17 protein-coding genes are annotated in these 21306 nt (G+C 43.9%); 3 read left to right on the plus strand and 14 right to left on the minus strand.

Features of this window, described 5'->3' with window-relative positions:
- Nucleotides 1-5: 5 nt before the first annotated feature.
- The 7 genes from oppC to D8792_RS00145 all read right to left on the minus strand — a co-directional run bounded on the left by oppC (nt 6) and on the right by D8792_RS00145 (nt 9009).
- Nucleotides 6-932: an oligopeptide ABC transporter permease OppC gene (gene oppC, locus D8792_RS00115; protein ID WP_125372419.1), complete on the minus strand. Its 927-nt coding sequence runs from the start codon at nt 930-932 to the stop codon at nt 6-8.
- A complete protein-coding gene (locus D8792_RS00120) occupies nt 932-2428 on the minus strand; it encodes an ABC transporter permease (protein WP_125372420.1) in 1497 nt (498 codons plus the stop codon). The genes oppC and D8792_RS00120 overlap by 1 nt, the downstream gene beginning before the upstream one ends.
- 65 nt (nt 2429-2493) lie before the next feature.
- Nucleotides 2494-4470 carry a peptide ABC transporter substrate-binding protein gene (locus D8792_RS00125; RefSeq protein ID WP_125372421.1) on the minus strand — a complete coding sequence of 659 codons (1977 nt, stop codon included), beginning with the start codon at nt 4468-4470 and terminating at the stop codon, nt 2494-2496.
- Nucleotides 4471-4611: 141 nt separating this feature from the next.
- Nucleotides 4612-6366, minus strand: coding sequence for a glycerophosphodiester phosphodiesterase (locus D8792_RS00130; protein WP_125372422.1), 1755 nt, complete (start codon nt 6364-6366; stop codon nt 4612-4614).
- Between the two features lie 143 nt (nt 6367-6509).
- Nucleotides 6510-7004, minus strand: coding sequence for a DUF536 domain-containing protein (locus D8792_RS00135; RefSeq protein WP_005591876.1), 495 nt, complete (start codon nt 7002-7004; stop codon nt 6510-6512).
- A 115-nt stretch (nt 7005-7119) separates the two neighbouring features.
- The gene (locus D8792_RS00140) at nt 7120-7848 is read right to left on the minus strand and encodes a pseudouridine synthase (protein ID WP_125372423.1); all 729 of its coding nucleotides are present in this window, start codon (nt 7846-7848) and stop codon (nt 7120-7122) included.
- Nucleotides 7849-7857: 9 nt separating this feature from the next.
- The gene (locus tag D8792_RS00145; protein WP_125372424.1) at nt 7858-9009 is read right to left on the minus strand and encodes an MFS transporter; all 1152 of its coding nucleotides are present in this window, start codon (nt 9007-9009) and stop codon (nt 7858-7860) included.
- A 194-nt stretch (nt 9010-9203) separates the two neighbouring features.
- On the opposite strand from D8792_RS00145, the gene def reads away from it, so the two are divergent.
- Nucleotides 9204-9836 carry a peptide deformylase gene (gene def, locus D8792_RS00150; protein ID WP_005591873.1) on the plus strand — a complete coding sequence of 211 codons (633 nt, stop codon included), beginning with the start codon at nt 9204-9206 and terminating at the stop codon, nt 9834-9836.
- 65 nt (nt 9837-9901) lie between these two features.
- On the opposite strand, the gene D8792_RS00155 is transcribed toward def, so the two are convergent.
- The 4 genes from D8792_RS00155 to D8792_RS00165 form a co-directional block, all read right to left on the minus strand.
- A complete protein-coding gene (locus D8792_RS00155) occupies nt 9902-10132 on the minus strand; it encodes a GlsB/YeaQ/YmgE family stress response membrane protein (RefSeq protein ID WP_125372425.1) in 231 nt (76 codons plus the stop codon).
- A gap of 93 nt (nt 10133-10225) precedes the next feature.
- Entirely contained in the window at nt 10226-11467 is a 1242-nt protein-coding gene (locus D8792_RS00160; RefSeq protein WP_125372426.1) for an aminopeptidase, read from the minus strand.
- A gap of 20 nt (nt 11468-11487) precedes the next feature.
- On the minus strand, nt 11488-11640 hold the full coding sequence (locus D8792_RS11375) for a hypothetical protein (RefSeq protein ID WP_005591870.1): 153 nt from the start codon (nt 11638-11640) through the stop codon (nt 11488-11490).
- A gap of 19 nt (nt 11641-11659) precedes the next feature.
- A complete protein-coding gene (locus D8792_RS00165) occupies nt 11660-16048 on the minus strand; it encodes a PolC-type DNA polymerase III (protein WP_125372427.1) in 4389 nt (1462 codons plus the stop codon).
- Between the two features lie 168 nt (nt 16049-16216).
- Here D8792_RS00165 and D8792_RS00170 point away from each other — a divergent pair, with 168 nt between their 5' ends.
- On the plus strand, nt 16217-16759 hold the full coding sequence (locus D8792_RS00170; protein WP_125372428.1) for a DUF1307 domain-containing protein: 543 nt from the start codon (nt 16217-16219) through the stop codon (nt 16757-16759).
- A 242-nt stretch (nt 16760-17001) separates the two neighbouring features.
- Nucleotides 17002-17379: a hypothetical protein gene (locus tag D8792_RS00175; protein WP_260470110.1), complete on the plus strand. Its 378-nt coding sequence runs from the start codon at nt 17002-17004 to the stop codon at nt 17377-17379.
- A 100-nt stretch (nt 17380-17479) separates the two neighbouring features.
- Here the strand turns inward: D8792_RS00175 and D8792_RS00180 are convergent, their stop codons facing one another.
- The 3 genes from D8792_RS00180 to rseP all read right to left on the minus strand — a co-directional run bounded on the left by D8792_RS00180 (nt 17480) and on the right by rseP (nt 21255).
- Nucleotides 17480-17860, minus strand: coding sequence for a PH domain-containing protein (locus D8792_RS00180; protein ID WP_045500867.1), 381 nt, complete (start codon nt 17858-17860; stop codon nt 17480-17482).
- A 242-nt stretch (nt 17861-18102) separates the two neighbouring features.
- Complete coding sequence (locus tag D8792_RS00190) at nt 18103-19953, minus strand: proline--tRNA ligase (protein WP_125372430.1); 1851 nt, start codon at nt 19951-19953, stop codon at nt 18103-18105.
- 45 nt (nt 19954-19998) lie between these two features.
- Nucleotides 19999-21255, minus strand: a complete 1257-nt coding sequence (rseP, locus tag D8792_RS00195; RefSeq protein WP_125372431.1) for an RIP metalloprotease RseP — start codon at nt 21253-21255, stop codon at nt 19999-20001.
- Nucleotides 21256-21306 lie beyond the last annotated feature (51 nt).

Consider the following 21306-nt stretch of genomic DNA (forward strand, 5'->3'; position numbering starts at 1 on the left):
TACTCCTATCTATGTGTCCGTGGATCACTTGCATCGGCTAAGTTTTGACCAACTACGAAGAAGGACAGGGATACCAAGATCAGGGTTGTCAATGGAATCCAGAAAAGGTAAGCGTTGGTTGTTACGTTTTGTGAATAGTCGGAAATCAAGCGTCCCAAACTTGGTACTGTTACAGGAAGACCAAGTCCAAAGAAGGAAAGGAAAGCCTCGTAAGAGATAAAGTTTGGAAGCATTTGAGAAGTTGTCGTCACAATAACAGATACCAACTGAGGCATGATATTCTTGGTCACAATCTTATATGTCGGTGTTCCCAAGGTACGTGATGCCAAGTTATACTCCAAATCACGGTAACGCATAATTTGAATACGAATCGTATACGCAATCCCTACCCAGCCAGTGATGGTCATGGCAAAGATCAAGTTCCAGAAACCAGCACCGATAGAATAAGTCAAGACAATGACAATCAAGAGTGCTGGAATATTTGAAATGACATTGTAGACTTCCATCATGAAGCGGTCAACCGCTTTGGAAATTCCCCAGATAGCACCAATAATAATTCCGATAATCAGGTTAATGAGTGTTGCGATAATCGAAATCAGGATAGAATTCCGCGCACCAAACCAAACACCGTCAAACAAAGATTTACCATTACTGTCTGTACCAAACCAGTGTTCAGCGTTTGGTTTGATATAACGCATACTAAAGTCATTTACCTTGCTGACATCATTGAAATCGAAATTCGAGAACATTGGATAAATGAAACTCATCAAAACGATGGCAACCAGAATTCCTAACATGATCGTCGTTGATTTCTTTTTCAAGAATTGACGCATAACGGAGCGCCAGTATGAATAAGCCGGAGCATCAATCGTTTCAGAGGCAAAATCGTCACGTTTGACAAATTGGAATTTACTTTTATCAATTGTAGCCATTATTTACCTCCTTTAGATGTTAATTTAATACGTGGGTCAAGCATTACCATCAAGATATCACCTACCAAGAGGGCAAAGATTGAAAGACAGGTGAAAATAAACACAAGGCCAACCACCATTGAGTTATTAGACGCCCTCACAGAGTCAATCAACATTTTACCCATACCAGGGAAGGCAAAGACTGTTTCTGTCAGAGTCGCACCTGCAATGACACCAACGATAGAAGCTGGAATATTAGTTACCAATGGTACCATGGCATTTTTGAAAATATGCTTGTTAGAAATTTCTTTCTCTGAAAGACCTTTAGCACGAGCGAAGCGGACAAAGTCTTGAGATTGCAAGTCGATCATAAAACGACGAATCCAGACAGCTGTCACAGGTGCGCTCAGAAGTCCAAGAATCAAAGATGGCAGAACATAGGAACGCCAGTCGCCTGCTCCCAAAATTGGGAAGGAATCTGGAAGTCCAATAGCTGAACCAGCCAAACGAACAATATAAACAAGAGCGATGGTTGGCAGTGACATCATGAAGGTCAAGGCACCTGTTGAAATACTATCAAACCAAGTATTTTTCAAACGAGCCATATAAGAACCAAGCGGAACAGCAATCAAATAAGAAAGCGCCACACCAATCAGACCAATAATAGATGAGCTGACAATCATCGATGGGTTTTGATAGTTATTCTTGGTTGCAGTGTAAGCATCTCCCTTGCCATATTTAGCAATATCCTGAGAGTCTGCCTTACTTGGAGTCTTGTAGGTACGAGAGTAAATATCTACAGCAGAAGTTTTCTTACCTGTTGGGAATTGAACTTCTGATGATTTTGTCTGACCTTGTCCTTGGGAAATAACTTGCAATACAGGCGTATTCGCATAAGTAGGATAAGAATTTCCTAGGTTCAAACTAACAAAGTTTTGATGAACAAATGGGAATTGGCCATTAAAATATAGAAGATATTTATGACGAGTACCAGAACCTACGACTGACCAACCAATGGCCGGGTCATTTTCGATACGGATATAGCGCTTAAGATTTGGATTTTCCTCATCTTGAATCGCATTTGGATGATCAATCTGAATCAGATTAGCATAGAACTCAATTACACGCTCGTAAACTGGAACTTCACGAACAGCATAGAATTCTTTGCTTTCTTTGAATTGATACAATTTCCAACCTTTGCCAAGTTTTTCAACGTAGGCTTCGTAGATCTTTTTATTCTCATCGGTTGCCTCAGTAGTCACAGATTTATTTTCCTTCTTGGCTTTTTCCTGCAACTCTTTTGTATCATAATAGTCAATATAACCCATCCGCTCATAGACTGTATTTTCATAGTTTGTCTTTTTATCTTCGGTTGTGGCTATCTTATTGTAGTTCGGGTCTTGTTTGAAAATCAATCTTCTCGGAACCATTGTATAAATAATGGTATAGGTCAAGGTCGTTACCAAGAAAATCGACACAATTGAGCGTAAAATACGCATAAAAATGTATTTCTTCATTTATCGTTTCCTTTAAATTTCAAAAGAACTTTCTCTCGTTATTAGAGAAAGTTCTAGTGAACGATTTATTCTACATGACTTTCGAGATCTTTTTGTGCTTTCGCATTTGACTCTTCTTTTTCTTTCAGCCATTTCTTACGAGCTGCTTCGTAGTCTTTCTTCGTTACTACTTCATCTTTTACTTTAATACGTTTGAAGTAAGTAGAACTTGTCTTATTACCTGTTTGGGCATAAGAACCTGAGAATGGCTCGATACGTGAGATAAATGGTGCTGCACCAGGGTTTGCCATCAATGGGACAACAAGAGAGCTATCTGTCAACCAAGCCTGAGCTGCTGCATATTTTTCGTAACGAGTAACAACATCTGAAGTTTCTTTACCAGCTTCATCTACCAAGCGGTCATATTCATCTAGACCAACTTGCTTAGCGGCAGCATTGTCTGCTCCCTCAAAACCAAGGTAACTCTTTGTAGTTTCAGTTGATGTAGTTTTCAAAATATCCAAATAAGTTGATGGATCTTGATAGTCAGGGTTCCAACCAACAGCTGTTGAGATATCCCAGTCTTCGCCAGCAGCATTTGGTGCATAGTAAGTAATGTTGTAAAGATCATCTTCTGACATTTGTTGAATATCTACAACAACATTCTCAGTTCCCAAAGTCTTTTCAACAGATTGCTTAAGCGATTGCGCGCGGTTAACCATTGGCTTAGCAGTCTGAGCAACTGGGAGATCCAGATGAATTGGGAATTCTACTCCGTCAGCTTGTAGAGCCGCTTTTGCTTTGGCAAACTCTGCTTTTGCTTTCTCAGCATTAAAGAGGCCATCTTGACCGTCCTCAAGTTTAACACCTTTCCATTCGTCACCCAATGCAGCAACTTTCTCTTCTACAACGTCACCAAAAGATTTATCACCGGCTTGAACAAAAGTTGGTGGTACATAAGTATTACGGACAGCGTAAGGAGCACCCTCTTTACCATTGATCTGTGCTGAGTATGATGTGCGGTCGATAGCAAAGTTCAAGGCTTGACGGAAGTCTTTGTTCAGAATCGCTTTCTTAGTAGCAGACTTCTGAGCATCTGTTGTTTTACTTGTATGGTTGTAACTTTGACGATCAATATTGACACCCATAACAGCTACACCAGCACTTGGCGGTGTGAAAAAGATATTATCCTTGAAGTCTTTTTCTACTCCAGCATAGTTTGAGCTTGTAGGGTAGAGACGAGCTACTGTGTAGGCGCCGTCTTTAAAGTTACGAGCAAGGGCATCTTGGTCTTGTCCATCAAAGTAAGACAACTTGATAGTATCGACATGAACATTTTCTTTATCCCAGTAGTTTTCATTCTTTTGATATTCAACAGCAGACTTAGCAGTGATAGACTTCATCAAGAATGGTCCATTGTAAAGGATAGAAGATGGGTCAGTAGATTGACCAAATTTGTCCCCTTGTTTCTTAAGGAATTCAGCATTAACTGGCCAAAGAACTTGTGAAGTTGTCTTTGAATTCCACTGTGGTTCAGGTTGGTTCAAAGTATATTGGAGAGTGTGGTCGTCAACTGCCTTAACTCCAACAGTAGAGAAGTCAGGTGTTTTACCATTTACGTAGTCATCCAAGCCTTTTACAGAATGTTGAACAAGATAAAGGGCTTCAGATTTCTTATCAGCAGCATGCTTGAGGCCCGTCACAAAGTCCTGAGCTGTCACATCGCCGTATTCTTCACCTTCTGAAGTGTACCATTTAGCGTCTTTACGGATTTTATAGGTATAAGTCAAACCATCCTTAGAAACAGTCCAAGACTCTGCAATAGACGGTACAAAATTACCATATTGGTCATTTTCCAACAAACCATCCACACCGTTAGTCACGAGGTCAGCTGTTGAAGCCTTACCAGATGTCACATAGTCCAATGTTTCTGGTTCAGCAGTATAGACATAATTATAAGCTTTTGCTGCGCTGTTTCCTTTTGATGAACCAGAACAAGCAGCTAAAACGCCTACTGAAAGAAGGCTAACCCCAGCTAAAGCTAATACTTTGCTTTTTTTCATACGAATTCTCCAATTTTGTTTTTTTAGGTTTACTTAGGATTATAGCACAAGAAAGGAAAAAAGTAAACTAAATTTTCTGAATATTATGGTAGCCATGCAATGACTCTACTCTATTACTCGTGTTCATTTTCCACTGCTATCCTAAGAAAAACTTAGCAAGTCTATAGACTTATTTAATAGAAGGGTAGTATAGTCCGGATCATCCTTGAGTTCTTTGATGGAAGTCTGAACCAACTCCAAATCATCTGTAATCATCCCATCCACTCCTAAGCGAAAGGATTTGACGATGCTATCCTCATCATTAATGGTCCAGTCATAGAGACGTTTGTCGGATTGCCAGAGTTTATTGACAAAATTTTCATCCAAGGTTGAATACTCCATGGTGTAGCCAGAAGCCTTAGTTCGTGGAAAAATTGTATTATAAGGCAAGATAAAAAAGCTGGGGATAGAAGAGTCATATTTGACAACCTGATCGATGACTTGGTAGTCCAAAGACTGAATCTGGTGTTGATAAACCTTGATTTTGGCACCATACTTGCTCAAGAATCGCTCCATCATATTCTTGGAGTCTTTCTTGCTGGTCTTGATTTCTATCAAGAGGCGCTGGCCGAGTTGATTGGCACGAGTAAAGTAATCATCAAAGCTAGAAATCTTAGCCCGATAGCCATTTTCTGAAATCTCTAGTGAAGTTAAGTCGGCCAAGGTTAAGTCTTGAGGTTGGGCATCAAGACCTGCCAACTGCTTCAGGTTTGCGTCATGCATCATGACAAATTGCCCATCCTTGGTTTCCTGCACATCCATTTCTACCAAGTCAGGCTTGAGCAAGGCTGTTTTTTCCAGCGCTTCTACGGTATTTTGGATTCCATTTTCCCTCGAAACCCCTCTATGGGAAATCGTAATCGGAACGTTCTCCAAAGGGAAATTTAGATAGACATAACCTTCTAATGCGAAGCTGAAGCTAGCAATAGTCAAAACAAACCAACGCATTAGAGACAGGCCTCTTTTCGATGGATAGTCACTTAAGGTACGATCTGTCAGGAAGGAGACAAATTTGAGAAGGAAATAGGACAACATAGCATAGTAGGCAAACTTAATCAGGACAAAAGCTACAATACCGCTAAAGAGGACAACCTCATTTGGTTGAGTGTTCGCGTATCGCTGTCCTAGTATAGCTGGAGCTGAGAGAAAAGTATAAAGCAGAAAGCTTTTGATAATAATCCAAAAAAGATGCCTAGTGTAAAAGAAAAGGCGGTTCTTGGTCTTGGCTAGACTAAAGCGAATTGCCTGAGGAACTGTGGCATGTTCAAAAAAGAGCTGTGGTAGGGCAAACATTAGTCGCACTGCCACTAGAAGCATGCCGACCACAAGAAGTCCCATGAAAACGGCGAACACAATATTATTTGCTAAATAGGTGACAATAAAATCCGGAACCAAAATTTTATTGAGATAGTAGATTTTCAAAATTTGGCGCAAGAAGGGAAAAAGAAAGCCCATATAAAGTACGATAAAGAGCATTTTCCCTGGGCCAGCCTTCTTGACAATGGCAAAACTATCCCTAAATGTCTTTCCAAGAAAAGCGAATACTGGTCGATTTTCTTTATCTAAAAGATTGCGAATCCCCATGAAAATCATGCCACTCTGGAAATAGGCGACAAAGAGATTGACCACAACGAGGACTAGAAAGCCTAGACCGACCAGCCAATTGGAACTGAGGACTGCCCACACATTATTGTAGGACAAAAAAAGATATCCTGTCTGTTTGAGTAGATATTCTGCTGCGTAGGAATTAAAGGGGATCCAAGCATACTCCATCATCATAAAGACCATGAAAAAGAGGACTAGGATCTTGTCTAAATTATGATAAAAGCGCTTAAAGCTAAGTTTTTCTGGTTTCATCTTATTTTCTTCTTTCAGAAATTTGGGCGAAACAGGGTAGTCAAGTTACAGTGGCTACAGTGAGTCCGCTCCTGTTATTGCCATCTTGGCTCCACCCCTTCTTTGACAAATAAATCTCAGCTTTTCAACTGAGATTTTCTTTCTTATTTACCAAACAAACGAGCAAAAAAGCCTTTGTTTTCCTGCTTTTGTACCTTCTCCTTGGCTTCATCCAGCTCCAAAAGAAGGGTTTCCCGCTCACTCATAGCCTTGGCTGTCAACTGCTGCTGCTGGTCTAGCTGCTTATCTTTTTCAGCAATTTGCACATCTTTGACACGGAGTTGTTCGTCTTTCTTAGCCAGCTGGTTATCTTTCGCCTTGAGTTGCTCATAAAGGCGCAAAATCTCAGCATTTTTTTCATCCACTAAGATTTCCATCAACTCGCGCTGTTTGACTTCTTCGCTGACTGGCTCATCTTCAAAAATGGTCTTTTTATAAATTTCTTCTAGCTTAATCAGGCCACTGCGGGTCACGACTGTGACCCCTTTTTCATTTTTTTCTGTATCTTCTGGCGGCAGAGCCTTGACACGATTATTGATTGCCTGACGGCTGACTCCTAAAATCTCGGCCAGCTCGCTGACTGTCTTTTCAATTGCCATAATTTCCTCTGAAACTTTTTCTAGATATAGTTACCTAAATCTTATCATATCAAGGCTTAACTGTCAAATAAAGCAAAAAAGTGAAACAAGTATATTGCTCCACTTTCCTAGTTTTCTATAGTTCAACTTGAAAAATTTCCAAGCTCTGCATTTCTTCTTTAGTCAAGCGTCGCCATTGCCCCAGTTCCAGACTTGGATCTAGCTGCAGAGGCCCCATAGACAAGCGCTGAAGGTCGGTGACTTCCTTTCCACAAGCTAGAACCATCCGCTTCACCTGATGAAACTTACCTTCTGAGAGCGTGATACGAACCAGACTGGTCTGTGCTCCTTCATTTCTTTCGATAATTTCGAGCTGGGCAGGCTGACAAGTGAAGTCTTTAAGCTCGATTCCTTGAGCAAAACGCTCAACATCTGCCTGATCCATCAGACCGGCAACCTGGGCCTGATAAAGCTTAGCCACATGGCGCTTGGGGGACAGCATAGCATGCGATAGCTGACCATTATTAGTCAAAAGCAGAAGCCCATGCGTATCCACATCTAAGCGCCCCACAGGAAAGACTTCTTTTTGACGGGCAGCATCGTCCAATAAATCTAAAACCGTTTTATGGCGGTCATCTTCAGTTGCGGAAATGACACCCTTTGGTTTGTTCAAGAGATAGTAGACAAATTTCTCATAAACCAAGGTCTGACCATCCACCACAATCTGATCCGACCTCTCATCAATCTGTGTCTTGGCCGACGTGACCGCTGCCCCATTGACCCAGACTTGACCTTTTTTCAATAGTTGCTTGACTTGACTACGTGAGCCAAGTCCACTTTCCACTAAAAATTTATCCAGACGCATACTCTTCTCCTAAGCAGACTTTTTCTTGAGAATCCCAAACGCCAGCACTGCCATTAAAACCATCAGACTTCCCAAAACGCCAAAAATAAAGGAAGCTTGGCTTGAAAATTGACTAATCAAAGACAAGAAAAAGGTTGTAGCAGTCGCTCCAGCACTGCAACCTAAAATCACAATTGAAGTTGCTTGATTCAAGGATTTGCTAGGGATTCTCTCGGAAAGAATATGGAAAATCGCTGTCAGACTAACACTATAAACAAAGCCAGAAGCGATAGTAACCACGCTTAAGAGCAAGAGATTTGGTGCCAAACCAATCATGATGGAAGTAAGACCAAAGGCCACTCCCGCAACCGTCAATAAATTTTCCTTAAAATAATGAAGAAGCGGTGCAAAGGACAAGCCTGCGGCAATACCAATCAACTGCATAGTTGAAAGAATCAAGCCTGCTGTCTGAACACTGCCCATACCAGACTTTTCAACCAGGCCGGGCACGCGCACGTTGATAACCACATTCGTCAAGACAATCACCGCTGCTACTAGGGCTAGGCCGATTGTCAAAAACCACTGTGCAGCTGTCAAGCCTTTGCCTTCTTGATGAGCCTCATGATGCTTTTCCTCCTTGCCATAAGGCACAAAGAGCAGATAAAGGGCTAGAACAATCAACCCCGACGCATAGACCAAGAAAGAAATTTCCCAGCCAAAGCGAAGCAACTGGCTCACTCCAAGCGTCAGGAGGGCTGTCCCAACAACTTCAGCCGATCCACGTAGACCTAAGGTCTGAATCCGTTCCTTGCCCTCATAGCGCTCGCTGATAATCGAGATAGCTTTAGCGTTGAGCAAACCAACTCCCATACCAAAGATAAGCCGAGAGGCAAAAATCACCCAGTAGGTCTTATTCACGAGAGGAACAAAGCCGCAAAGAGAGAAAATCAAGAGCCCCGTCACAATCATCTTTCGTTCCGATAAATATTTCTCCACCAGACCATTTAAGATTAGCATGAGCATAATCCCAGCCGATGGGAGAGAAACCAACAATTCAATCCAGCTTTCTGGCAGGTCTTTATAAAAAGCAAACATAGCCGATTGGGCACTGGAAATCGAAAAGGAGGTCGTCAACACCAAAGAAAGTGAGAGAATACTCACTTTTTCCATAAACTTTTTCATTCTATTTTCCTTTAAAAATCACACTCATTCTATCATACAGCTTTTTAGAAAAAGACGCAATCATCTTTTCTTAAAAATTCGGTCATTAAAAAGAGTATTCTTTCGAAAAATTTCTCCTCTGATAAAAGGACAAGCCCTTTCTTTATTTCTGGCGGGATTTGTGTTATGATGAAAGAAAGAAAAAGGAGAGAATCATGTCTGTTAGTGAAAAAAAATCGGTTATGGATAAATTAACCAAGGCAGCTCATTTGATCGATATGAGCGATATTATCCGTGAGGGGAATCCTACCTTGCGTGCAGTGGCTGAGGAAGTCAGCTTTCCCCTATCTGATCAGGAAATCATTTTAGGTGAGAAAATGATGCAGTTCTTGAAACATTCTCAAGATCCTGTCATGGCGGAAAAAATGGGGCTCCGTGGCGGAGTCGGTCTAGCAGCGCCTCAGCTGGATATTTCTAAGCGGATTATCGCTGTGCTAGTGCCAAATCTGGAGGACGAAGAAGGAAATCCGCCTAAAGAAGCTTACTCCCTAGCTCAGGTCATGTACAATCCTAAAGTTGTTGCCCACTCCGTCCAAGATGCTGCTCTGGCTGATGGAGAAGGCTGCTTATCCGTTGACCGAGAGGTGCCAGGCTATGTTGTGCGTCATGCACGAGTGACCGTGGATTACTTTGACAAGGATGGTCAAAAACACCGCATCAAACTCAAGGGCTACAATTCTATCGTGGTTCAACACGAGATTGACCATATCAACGGCATCATGTTCTACGACCGCATCAATGAAAAAGATCCATTTGCAGTGAAAGACGGTATGCTGGTACTGGAATAAAAGACCATATTTGCAATCAAAAATACCTAGACGTTTTCACGCCTAGGTATTTCTTTTACACTATTCTAGGTGCCTCGATCCCAGAAAAGAGCCAAGAGGATCACAGCACCCAAGACTGAGGGAAGAATGGCTGTGCCCGCTAACATCGGTCCCCAGTGGCCAAAAAGCAATTGCCCAAGCCATGAACCAAACCAGCCCAAAAGGATTTTTCCGATACAGCCCATACGCTCTCCGCGGCTGGTAATAGCCCCAGCCATGAGACCAATAATAAAACCGACAAACATACTACCAATCATATAGGATCCTTCTTTCTATGTTTCTAAGAATACTTTTCAAGAAGCAGGTGGGAGCTGTCAGATTAAAAGTGCCCGTCAAAACAACTTAAAATCTTAGATTGCCCAGTCTCCATTTCTGAAGATAGGAACTCGTGTTCCATCCTCACGGATACCATCGATATCCATTTGATTCGAACCAATCATAAAGTCCACGTGAACATCTGAACGGTTGAGGCCTGCAGCTTCAAGCTCTTCTTCGCTCATCTCTGCTCCGCCAACCACGCTAGTCGCATAAGCTGCACCGATAGCCAAGTGGTTAGAAGCATTTTCATCGAAAAGGGTGTTGAAGAAGGTAATGCCTGACTGAGAAATCGGGCTTGGATCTGGTACCAAGGCACATTCACCCAAGGCACGCGCACCCGCATTTTCAAAGACAAGGTCTTTCATGACCTGATCACCCTTCTCGGCTGAAATATCCACGATTTGTCCATCCTTAAAGGTTACCTTAATCCCTTCGATGATATTTCCGTTATAGCTAAGCGGTTTTGTAGAGGTTACATAGCCCTCTGCACGACGGAAGTCAGGAGCCGTAAAGACTTCTTCTGTCGGCATATTTGGCAAGAATCCTTCTCCCTGCGCATTGACAGCACCGGCTGATTCCCAAACGTGGTTCTTTGGCAAGCCAAGTGTCAAATCAGTTCCTGGCGCTGTGTAATGAAGAGCTGAAAATTGCTCCTTATTAAGCATTTCTGCTTTGCTCTTAAGGATAGCAGCGTGTTCTTCCCAAGCCTTCACGGGGTCTTCTTCGTAAACACGGCAGGTTTTGAAAATTTGGTCCCAAAGGAGATCAACTGCTTCTTCGTCGCTCGCAGCATTTGGAAAGACTTTTTTGGCCCACTCAAGTCCAGCAGCAGCTGCGACGGTCCAGCTAACCTTGTTGGATTGGGTTGCGATCCGCATTGGCTTCATCGCAAGTCCCATCGCTTTAGCAGAAGCTGAAAGCTTGTCAGCGTCCACGCCGTTCAAGGCACCTGGGTCAGAAGAACGGACACCAAGACGGCTGGCCTTGTTCTCCAAGAGATAGTTCATCTCAGCAATCTTATATTCTGGCACATTGTCCAGACGATCCATCGGCGCGTGGAGGAATTTCTCACGGTTGATGACATCATCTGTCCACTGAACGATGACCTCATGTGCACCCAAGGCATAAGCTTCTTTCACGATCAAATGCGCCAACTCACGCTGCTCCACATCAATATTGAGCGCCACTGTGTGACCCGGTTGCACATTGATACCATTGGCAACCAATAGTTTAGCGTATTTTTCTAAGTTTTCTTTAAAATTTGGCAGAACCATCTGCTTCTCCTTTTCTTTCGTTATTTCTCTTTAAACAGGGACAGCAGACTAACCGCTGCCACCGTACCGCAAATCAAAGCGGTCATTTTCAAAATCGTATCTGGGTCAAACTCCAGCTGGTAATCAAACACCTTTTGCGCAGGCTTATCCTGAGCGGAAATGGTCAATTTCATAAAAACCTCTTTCTATATTTTAGAAAAACTCATCAAACAAACTCAACTGGTTATCCTCTGGCATATTGCCGAGAATGCCCATATCATCCATTTTTTCAACTAGGGTGCTAGAGAGGCCGCCACGTTTGCGGAGCTCTGTCTTAGAAAGGAATTCACCTTCTTCCCGCGCTCTAACTAATTGGCGGGCAACGTTGTCACCCAGACCGTCCATGGTAGAGAAAGGCGGGATAAGGGTATCTCCTTCGATGAGAAACTCGGTCGCGTGGCTCTTGTAGAGATCTAACTTCCCGAATTTGAAGCCCCGCTCCAGCATTTCATTGACGATTTCCAGAGTCGTATAAAGGTCAATTTCTACATTAGAAGCTTCGTTGTTCTTACGCTTCTCAGCGATTTCGCTCATCCGGCGTTTGACGGCATCGAGCCCGCCACTCATGGTCTTGATATCAAAGGCCTTAGCCCGGATGGAGAAATAAGCACAGTAGTAATAAATTGGATGATGCACCTTGAAGTAGGCTACCCGCAGGGCCATCATAACGTAGGCTGCTGCATGGGCCTTGGGGAACATGTACTTGATCTTTCCACAGGACTCGATGTACCATTCTGGCACATTGTTTTCCTTCATGGCTGCGATGTAGCCATTGCGCTCTTCTTCAGTAATCTTCAGCCAGAGGCCCTTCCGCACGCGCTCCATGATTGTAAAGGCCATCTTAGGATCCAAGCCTTTGTGCATGAGGTAAACCATGATGTCGTCCCGACAGCCGATAACGGTGGACAGGTCGGCAATCCCTTGCTTGATCAAGTCCTGAGCATTGCCCAGCCAAACGTCCGTACCATGAGAAAGACCAGATAGCTGTAAGAGCTCGGCAAAGGTGGTCGGATGGGTCTCGTCAACCATTCCCCGTACAAAATTGGTTCCAAACTCTGGAATCCCCAGCATACCAGTCGGCGTGCCGATTTGCTCCTCAGTCACACCCAAAATGTCTGTTCCAGAAAAGAGGGCCATAACGCCAGCATCATCCATAGGAATGTCATTTGGATCAATGCCAGACAAGTCCTGAAGCTTCCGAATCATGGTTGGATCATCGTGTCCCAGAACGTCTAGCTTGAGGACATTTTCATCGATATCGTGGAAGTTAAAGTGGGTAGTCTGCCACTCGGCCGTCACATCGTCAGCTGGATATTGTACCGGTGTAAAGTCATAAACATCCATATAGTTAGGGATAACAACGATTCCGCCCGGATGTTGTCCGGTCGTCCGCTTGACTCCGGCAGCTCCCTGTGCCAAACGCTCAACTTCGGCGTCTCGGTAGAACTTCCCGTAGTCGCGCTCGTAACCCTTGACAAATCCATAGGCCGTCTTAGCAGCCACCGTACCAACAGTTCCAGCCCGAAAGGCATACTCCTCACCAAAGATGTCCCGCACGTCCAAGTGGGCGCTCGGCTGATCCTCTCCAGAGAAGTTCAAGTCAATATCGGGTACCTTGTCCCCGTCAAATCCAAGGAAGGTCTCAAAAGGAATATCCTGACCATTCTTGCTCAGCTTGTGACCACACTCTGGACAGTCCTTATCCGGCATATCAAAGCCAGAACCATAGGAGCCGTCCGTGATGAACTCGCTGTATTGGCATTTGCCACAGACATAGTGGGGTGACAGAGGATTAACTTCGGTAATCCCGATCATGGTCGCAACAAAACTAGATCCGACAGACCCTCGAGAACCTACCAAATAGCCACGCTCGTTGGAGCGTTGCACCAGCATCTGAGAAGCCAGATAAATCACGGCAAAACCATTCCCCAAGATAGAAGTCAGCTCTTTTTCGATCCGTAAGTCCACGATATCTGGCAGCGGATTGCCATAAATCTCAAAGGCCTTTTGATAGGTCAGCTCGGCAACTGTCTCCTCGGCCTTGTCAATGAAAGGTGTATAGAGATCGCCCTTGACTACCTCTACCGGCTCAAAGGTCTCCGCCAGCTGATTCGGATTGGTGATGACCAGCTTCTTAGCCAAATCCTCGCCTAGAAAGGCAAATTCGTCCAACATCTCATTGGTGGTCCGGAAGTGAGCCTTAGGAAGCGGAGCCGGCTGGGCATTTTCACCGTGACCAATGGTCCGGTTTATCATGGCTCCCTGACCGAGACTCCGTACGATAATCTCACGATAGATTTCTTCTTCCGGCTCGATATAGTGGACATTCCCCGTCGCAAGGACAGGCTTGCCCAAGCGATCTCCGACCTCAATCAAATTGCGAATAATGGTCTGCAGTTCTTCCTGGTCTTTGATCTGCTCCTTGGCAATCAGCGGCTCATAGATAGCCGGCGGCATAACCTCGATAAAGTCATAATACTTGGCTACTTCGACAGCCGCATCCACCCCCTGAGAGACAACGGCGTCATAGACTTCGCCTTCTGAACAGGCTGATCCCAGAATCAGGCCTTCACGATGGGCATCCAGCACGGTCCGTGGAATCCGTGGGACGCCTTCAAAATACTTGGTATTGGACAGACTGACTAACTTGAAAATATTCTTGAGCCCCGTCTGATTTTTCACATAAATGGTCGCATGTTTGACCCGAGCTTTCTTGTAAGAATTCTCATCGACCAGATCCGTATTCAAATCCTTAAGATTAGTCACACCATGCTTCTCAGCCACATCCTTGATAAAGATAAAGAGAAGGCGGCCCGTCGCTTCCGCGTCATAGTTGGCCATGTGATGATGCTCCAGAGCAATCTGGAAACGCTTGGTCAAAGGCCCCAGACCATGACGCTTGTACTCTGGATAGAGGTTGCGGGCAAATTCCAGCGTGTCAATGACTGGCTGGGTAATTTTCGGCAGGCCATGACGCTCATAATTGACATTCATAAAGCCCACGTCAAAGGTAGCATTATGGGCAACGAGGACACTGTCCTGGCAAAATTCCTGAAATTCTTTCAGCACCTGCTCCAGTGGTTTGGCATTGCGGACATGCTCATCAGTAATCCCGGTCAAGTCCGTCGTAAAAGCCGACAGAGGATGACCAGGATTGATAAACTCATCAAACTCAGCGATGATATTGCCCTTGTGCATCTTGCTGGCAGCGACCTGAATCAAGTCATTGTAGACGGCTGAAAGTCCTGTTGTTTCAACGTCAAAGACCACATAGGTCGCATCACTCAGCTCCATGTCCACTTCATTATAGACGATGGGCACCCGGTCTTCTACAATATTGGCCTCCATACCGTAAATCAGCTGAATACCAGCTTTCTTGGCAGCCTTGTAGCCATGGGGAAAGCTCTGCACATTGCCATGGTCAGTAATGGCGACAGCCTTGTGGCCCCACTTGGCAGCCGTTGCAATGATTTCCTCTACCTCAGACAGGGCGTCCATAGTAGACATATTGGTATGAGCGTGAAACTCAACCCGCTTCTGACCCTCAGGCATCAGATCCTTGCGCTCATAGTGGGTAACTTCCTGGACATCCTGCACATTCATGGTCAGGTCACGAGTGAAGTTGTTCATCTCCACATTTCCCCGTACGCGGAGCCAAGCGCCTTTCTTAATCATGTCAAACTTCTTGGCTTCTTCCTCGTTTTTCATCCATTTCTGCAAGGAGAAGCTGGAAGTATAGTCTGTCATCTTGAAGTTGAGCAAGACCCGGCCGGTCCGCGTGACCTTCTGCTCTAGATCAAAGACCATTCCCTCAAAGACCAGACGGTTTTCCTCAGTCTGAACTTCGATCATAGGAGTAATCTCTGCCTTGTCCAGATTTGGTTTAGCCGCAGCCTTGCGAGCTTGGAAGTCATAGGCTGGTTTTTCTTCTGGCGGTGGCGCCATCTGTTGTAGAGATTCCATGGCTTTGAGCGCCTCTTCATTGGCCGCCTGGACAATCTTGTCATTCTCTGCTTGGAAATTCTCCGCTTGCTGCTGGGTCAGCTCATCGCTGTGCTGAACCTGACAGGTCAGATGTGGAAAGCCGTACTTGACCAGCTGACGACTGAGATTGGGCAGGTGATTCTTACGAAAATGCTCCGTATCAATGGTCGAAGCCCCCTCAATCAGCAGCTTGTCCCCATCCAAATGAACCCGCAAATCCTGATACAGGCTCTTGAAGCCATGACTGGCACATGGACCTTCCTCAAAGGCCAGCTGGTAATAAGCCTGTAAGAGCTCATCCGACACCTGAGGAGTCTGACAGTGAATTTCAAAAATGGCCTGATTGCCCGTCTTAGAAAACTCTTGAGCTAAGCGCTTCTGCAATTCCCGAAAAATCTCAATGGGCAGAATATTCGTAAAAGAAAAATGAAACTCCCAGACCCGACTGACCTTGTGGACCAGAACTTCCTCAATTTCAGCATTCAAAAAGGCCTCTGAATTTCTCATTTCCAGTGGCATATCCAGCTGATGCATTAAAATTTCAAACTTGTTTGGCATGACATTTCCTCGTACAGTAGTGACCCTATTTTACCATAAATCAGTACTTTTTTCGATAGAAAAAGAGCGGAGTAAAGTTGTTGATGACTATATATTTATATGTTTTCTTATCTTAAAACTAAGTTATGCTATAATAGAACAGAACATTTATTAAAAGGAGTCTTAACTGTGAAGAAAATTTTACTAGCTAGCGCCTGTCTGCTGGCTTTGACTGCCTGCAGCATGCCTAAGCAAACTAAGCACGAAAGCAAGCCCAACCAAAGTCAGAGCCAAAGCAAGCCAAAAAAAGAAGAGAAAGTAAAAACCAAGACTTTTGCTTACAACATGCCTAACGGATACAATAATAAAATTGTCGCTTATTATCAAAAAGATAGGATTCGAGCCTTCGATTTTATGGCTACGAAACCGACTCAAGAGGACGAGCAAAGTAAGAGTCCTGAAGAAATCAGCAGCATTTATCAAGAAGAATTGAAAGCCAGTGACTTTTATGATAAATTCAGCAAGTTAGATGGAGTCACACTTGAAGTCAAAGTTTCAGAGGACAAGAAAACCGTTGCACAAGTTGCCCACTTTGATCTCAGCAAAGCAAAAGAAAAACAAGTCATGGCGGCTTTAGGGGAAACAACTAAAGATAACCTATTCAAAAAGCTTAAGGAAAAACCCGAAGATTTCTTTGCTTTTCTGCTATCTCAAGGATTCACAGAAGAATGAAATCTTTTCTGACTGATTTCCTTAACTTTAGAAACTATCCTGTCTTGCTAGCCAACTCCTTAGTTCGCCAGCAAGAAAAAACGTAGAAAATATTTTTTAGAGCAAGCTATTGACTTTCATTTCTCCAATAGCATGATTTTCAAGGAGTTTTTATACGCTTAACTAAAAAAACTGTTTTTATTGGTATCGCTTCTCTTCTTATTTTGGGCTTAGCTGCATGGGGTGTAAATGTTTTTCTCGTTATGAACAACGCTCAGCAAAGTTTTGATAAAAATTTTATTTACTTTCAAGCTAGAAGCGATGACAACGAAACTTTAATTACACAAGGCATCGGAAAAAAAGAAGCTTATAATTTATCCTATTCTCCTGCTAAGAAGACCATTGAAATAACCAAATCGACTAAAAATGGAGATATCTATTCTTCCGATTCCATTTACGGAGCAGTAAAAGTCTATGATATAAAGCAAAACGCTAATCGCTATGTCTTTATAACAGCTGCAAAACCAATAATCGTTGACTTTGGAATAACTTCAGTCAAGGTAACTTATGACGGAGGTCATTTTGAAACTCCATACTCTGAGCTGCATTTTGGTGAATCTTTTCCTAGTGAAGACAACTAAATAGAAATTGCTTTTGATCGTCAATCTTTATTTATGAACTAACCAAGCCAATAAGCTATGGTTAGTTTTTGTTTGCAAAAAAAGCGGTTGAAACCGCTTTTTATCTCAATACTGCTTCTGCCAGCGCTTTTTGGATGGCAATGACACTTTTATCACTTCGGAAAGTTAGGGTTTCGGCTGGTTCCTCAGCACTGGAAACCCAGATTTTCAGCTCTGCGTCTAGGTCAAAGTGACCAGCCGTTTCCACTGAAAAGCGAGAAATAGAGCGATAAGGATAAGATTTATAAGCCGTTTTCTTACCTGTCACTCCCTGCTTGTCCACCAAAATCAAACGCTTATCTGTAAAGACAATCAAGTCACGAATAAGACTGAAAGCCAACTCCACATTTTCTGCTGGCGTCAGAATATTCTCCAATTCTCTTTCTGTTTTTTCAATATCTTTCTGAGAAGCATTGCCCAATAAACCGCTGAATAATCCCATATTTCGATCCTCCAATCCATTTTCCCTACTATAGCATTTTCAAGGCCAATAAGCAAAAGAAAGAGAGTGGGACAGAAATCGGTAATTCGTTAGAATTCGATTTCGTCGTCCCACCTCCGCACAGTTGAGTAGGGCTGTAAAGGCTGATGAAATCAGCGTAGTAGAGCCCACTCAACCACTGCGTCTTGCTCGACAATCCAAAGACAATTGAGAGGCTAGGACTTTTGTCCTAAACTACTGTTTTATTTTGTCAAAATAGACAGAGTTTCTAGCAGATTATCAGCGTGGACTTCAATGGTATCACCCGTAGCCTTAATCTTGACTTCAACAATGCCTTCTGCGGCTTTTTTACCAACTGTCACACGGATTGGGAGACCAATCAAATCGCTGTCACTGAACTTAACACCCGCACGCTCATTGCGATCATCCACCAAGACTTCATAACCAGCACTCAACAAGTTAGCCTCGATTTGGTCAGTCAGTGCAAGAGCTTCCTCGTCCTTGACATTGACCGGAATCAGGTGCACGTCGAATGGTGCCAGCTCTTTCGGGAAGTTGATACCCCAAGCATAGCGGAATTCACCCTTAGGAGTTTTATTGACAAAGAGACGAGCGTGCTGCTCCATAACAGCAGACAGGAGGCGGCTGACACCGATACCATAGCATCCCATAATCATCGGTACTGCTCGGCCATTTTCATCCAAGACATTGGCATTCATGCTGTCAGAGTAGCGCGTTCCCAGCTTGAAGATATGCCCAATCTCAATCCCACGAGCAAACTTAAGGATACCTTGACCGTCCGGAGACACTTCACCTTCACGAACTTCGCGGATATCCACATACTCTGGGCTAAAGTCACGACCTGGATTAACACCAGTCAAGTGGTAGCCATCTTCATTGGCTCCTGCCACGGCGTTAGAAAGGTCTTGGACTCTACGGTCTGCGATAATAGTCACATCTTCTGGCAGATTGACTGGGCCTAGTGATCCAAAGCCTGCGCCCAAGAGCTGACGAACATCCTCTTCATTAGCGACTTCAAAGAAATCTGCACCCAAATGGTTTTTCAGCTTGACTTCGTTGAGTTGGTCATTGCCGACAAGGAGCGCTACGACAGGCTTGTCATCAGCCATGTAGACCAAAGTCTTGATTGTTTCTTCTGTATCAATTTGTAGGAAAGCTGCTACCTCATCAATGGTCTTGTAGTCAGGAGTTTCTACACGCACCAACTCTGCTTCAGTCACTACTTTTTTATTTGGTTTGTAAGCATTGGTTGCCATTTCTAAGTTGGCCGCATAGCTAGACTCGCTAGAGTAGGCAATGGTATCTTCACCAGAGACCATCCATTTGAGTAATTCTGCCTTGATTTCTTCTTGCACTTCTGCAGGAATTTCATCAAATGAGGCAACTGACTTGTCCAAAACCACCCAACGGTCAAGGTCTGTACGAGTAGGTGTGATCGCCATAAATTCCTGACTGTCCTTACCACCCATGGCACCACCGTCACCGATAATGGCTTTGAAATCTAGTTCGCTGCGAGTGAAGATTTTTTCATAAGCAGATTTGTACTCATCATAAGTCACATCCAAACTATCATAGTTAGCATGGAAACTATAACCATCTTTCATGATAAATTCACGGGTACGAAGAAGTCCATTACGTGGGCGCTTTTCGTCGCGGTACTTAGGCTGGATTTGATAGAGGTTGAGAGGTAATTGCTTGTAAGATTTAACAGAGTCACGGACAATAGAAGTAAAGGTCTCTTCATGTGTCGGACCTAGGATAAAGTCTGACTTTTCACGGTTTTTCAGCTTGTAGAGGTCTTCACCGTAAGTCTCGTAACGACCTGACTCACGCCAGAGATCTGCACTGAGAAGGGCCGGAGCCAACATCTCCACTGCACCAATCTTATCAAACTCTTCCCGCATGATTTTTTTAGCCTTTTCAATAACACGGTTAGCCAGTGGCAGATAAGAGTAAACTCCCGCAGAAACTTGGCGAACATAGCCAGCCCGCAACATAAGGGCATGGCTGATAACCTGAGCATCGCTTGGCATTTCGCGCAGCGTTGGGATTAGCATTTTACTTTGTTTCATAAAAACAAAACTCCTTCATAGAATATTTTTCAATCTTTTAAAATGTTAGAAGAACAATTTCATAATATCATTCCAAGTCACAGCAATCATGAGGACAACCATGACAGCTACCCCTGCGAGGGTAACATAGCTTTCTGTTTCTCGTTTCAAGGGTTTGCGACGGATAGCCTCAAGAATATTGAGGACAATTTTTCCACCGTCCAAGGCCGGAATGGGGATCAAGTTAAAGATTCCGATATTGATGGACAACATGGCCATCAGGGACAGGATAGCTGGAAGTCCAAGCTCCGCGGCTTGCGAACTCGCTTTGTAGATCGCTACCGGACCACCCAACTTGTTCAAACTAAAGTGGAAGATGATATCCTTCAAGGCCGTTAAGATACGAGTTGCTGTGTACCAAGTATCTGTCACACCTGACAGAAGCTTATCGAGGAAGCCCGTCTTGACAGCATTGGTCACACCGATATAATAGCGTCCACCATCTTCTTCTGGTTGGACCGTCACTTTTTGAGTCTTCCCGTCTCGTTCATAGGTAATCGTTACTTCTGGATTTTTTCCTTGATCACGGGTGGCCTTCTGGACAGAATCTGTCAACTCATCCCAGTTGGAAACCTTGTATTCATTGATCTGAACGATCTGGTCATTGTCTTTCAAACCAGCCTTAGCCACCACTCCTTGGGGAACGACCTGAACATGGTTGCTATAGTAGTCCACTGCACCTCCCTGCATAAAGGCAAGGAGAGAGTACACGACAATACTTAAGATAAAGTTGTTCATTGGACCAGCAAAGTTGGTCATCAGGCGTCCCCAGATACTTGCATTTTGATACTGGACATCCAGCGGAGCAATCCGAACTTCCGTTCCGTCTTCCTCAACAATGGTCGCATCGTGATCGACAGAATAAGTCTTGCTTTCATCTAAGACCAGCCCTGTAATCTCTAGTTTTTCTTCAAAATCAAAACTGGTCACATTCATAGGCAGAGCCGTCTGATCGATTTTCTTGCCAGACAGATTGATGCGTACGACTTTTCCCTCTTCATTCAGAGTTAGACTTGCTGGCGTACCTGTTTTGATTTCTGTCGAATCCTCGCCCCAGCCAGCCATGCGGACATAGCCACCTAGCGGCAGAATCCGAATCGTGTAGGCTGTTCCATCCTTGCCAATATGAGCAAAAATTTTCGGCCCCATCCCAATGGCAAACTCACGAACTAGAATGCCTGATTTTTTGGCAAAGTAGAAATGTCCAAACTCATGAACCACCACGATGATCCCAAAAATAATAATAAATGTAATAATCTGCATAAGTGTAATCTTTCTCTTAAGATTGTTCATTAAGCCAAGAGGGCTTTAGGC

Source organism: Streptococcus cristatus (genome assembly GCF_003943505.1).
Classification (GTDB): Bacteria; Bacillota; Bacilli; order Lactobacillales; family Streptococcaceae; genus Streptococcus; species Streptococcus cristatus_E.

Bases quoted from the DNA above. Each gene is read 5' to 3' on its own strand.
- oppC (WP_125372419.1), bottom strand. From the start codon at position 932: ATGGCTACAATTGATAAAAGTAAATTCCAATTTGTCAAACGTGACGAT.
- D8792_RS00120 (WP_125372420.1), bottom strand. From the start codon at position 2,428: ATGAAGAAATACATTTTTATGCGTATTTTACGCTCAATTGTGTCGATT.
- D8792_RS00125 (WP_125372421.1), bottom strand. From the start codon at position 4,470: ATGAAAAAAAGCAAAGTATTAGCTTTAGCTGGGGTTAGCCTTCTTTCA.
- D8792_RS00130 (WP_125372422.1), bottom strand. From the start codon at position 6,366: ATGAAACCAGAAAAACTTAGCTTTAAGCGCTTTTATCATAATTTAGAC.
- D8792_RS00135 (WP_005591876.1), bottom strand. From the start codon at position 7,004: ATGGCAATTGAAAAGACAGTCAGCGAGCTGGCCGAGATTTTAGGAGTC.
- D8792_RS00140 (WP_125372423.1), bottom strand. From the start codon at position 7,848: ATGCGTCTGGATAAATTTTTAGTGGAAAGTGGACTTGGCTCACGTAGT.
- D8792_RS00145 (WP_125372424.1), bottom strand. From the start codon at position 9,009: ATGAAAAAGTTTATGGAAAAAGTGAGTATTCTCTCACTTTCTTTGGTG.
- def (WP_005591873.1), top strand. From the start codon at position 9,204: ATGTCTGTTAGTGAAAAAAAATCGGTTATGGATAAATTAACCAAGGCA.
- D8792_RS00155 (WP_125372425.1), bottom strand. From the start codon at position 10,132: ATGATTGGTAGTATGTTTGTCGGTTTTATTATTGGTCTCATGGCTGGG.
- D8792_RS00160 (WP_125372426.1), bottom strand. From the start codon at position 11,467: ATGGTTCTGCCAAATTTTAAAGAAAACTTAGAAAAATACGCTAAACTA.
- D8792_RS11375 (WP_005591870.1), bottom strand. From the start codon at position 11,640: ATGAAATTGACCATTTCCGCTCAGGATAAGCCTGCGCAAAAGGTGTTT.
- D8792_RS00165 (WP_125372427.1), bottom strand. From the start codon at position 16,048: ATGCCAAACAAGTTTGAAATTTTAATGCATCAGCTGGATATGCCACTG.
- D8792_RS00175 (WP_260470110.1), top strand. From the start codon at position 17,002: ATGAACAACGCTCAGCAAAGTTTTGATAAAAATTTTATTTACTTTCAA.
- D8792_RS00180 (WP_045500867.1), bottom strand. From the start codon at position 17,860: ATGGGATTATTCAGCGGTTTATTGGGCAATGCTTCTCAGAAAGATATT.
- D8792_RS00190 (WP_125372430.1), bottom strand. From the start codon at position 19,953: ATGAAACAAAGTAAAATGCTAATCCCAACGCTGCGCGAAATGCCAAGC.
- rseP (WP_125372431.1), bottom strand. From the start codon at position 21,255: ATGCAGATTATTACATTTATTATTATTTTTGGGATCATCGTGGTGGTT.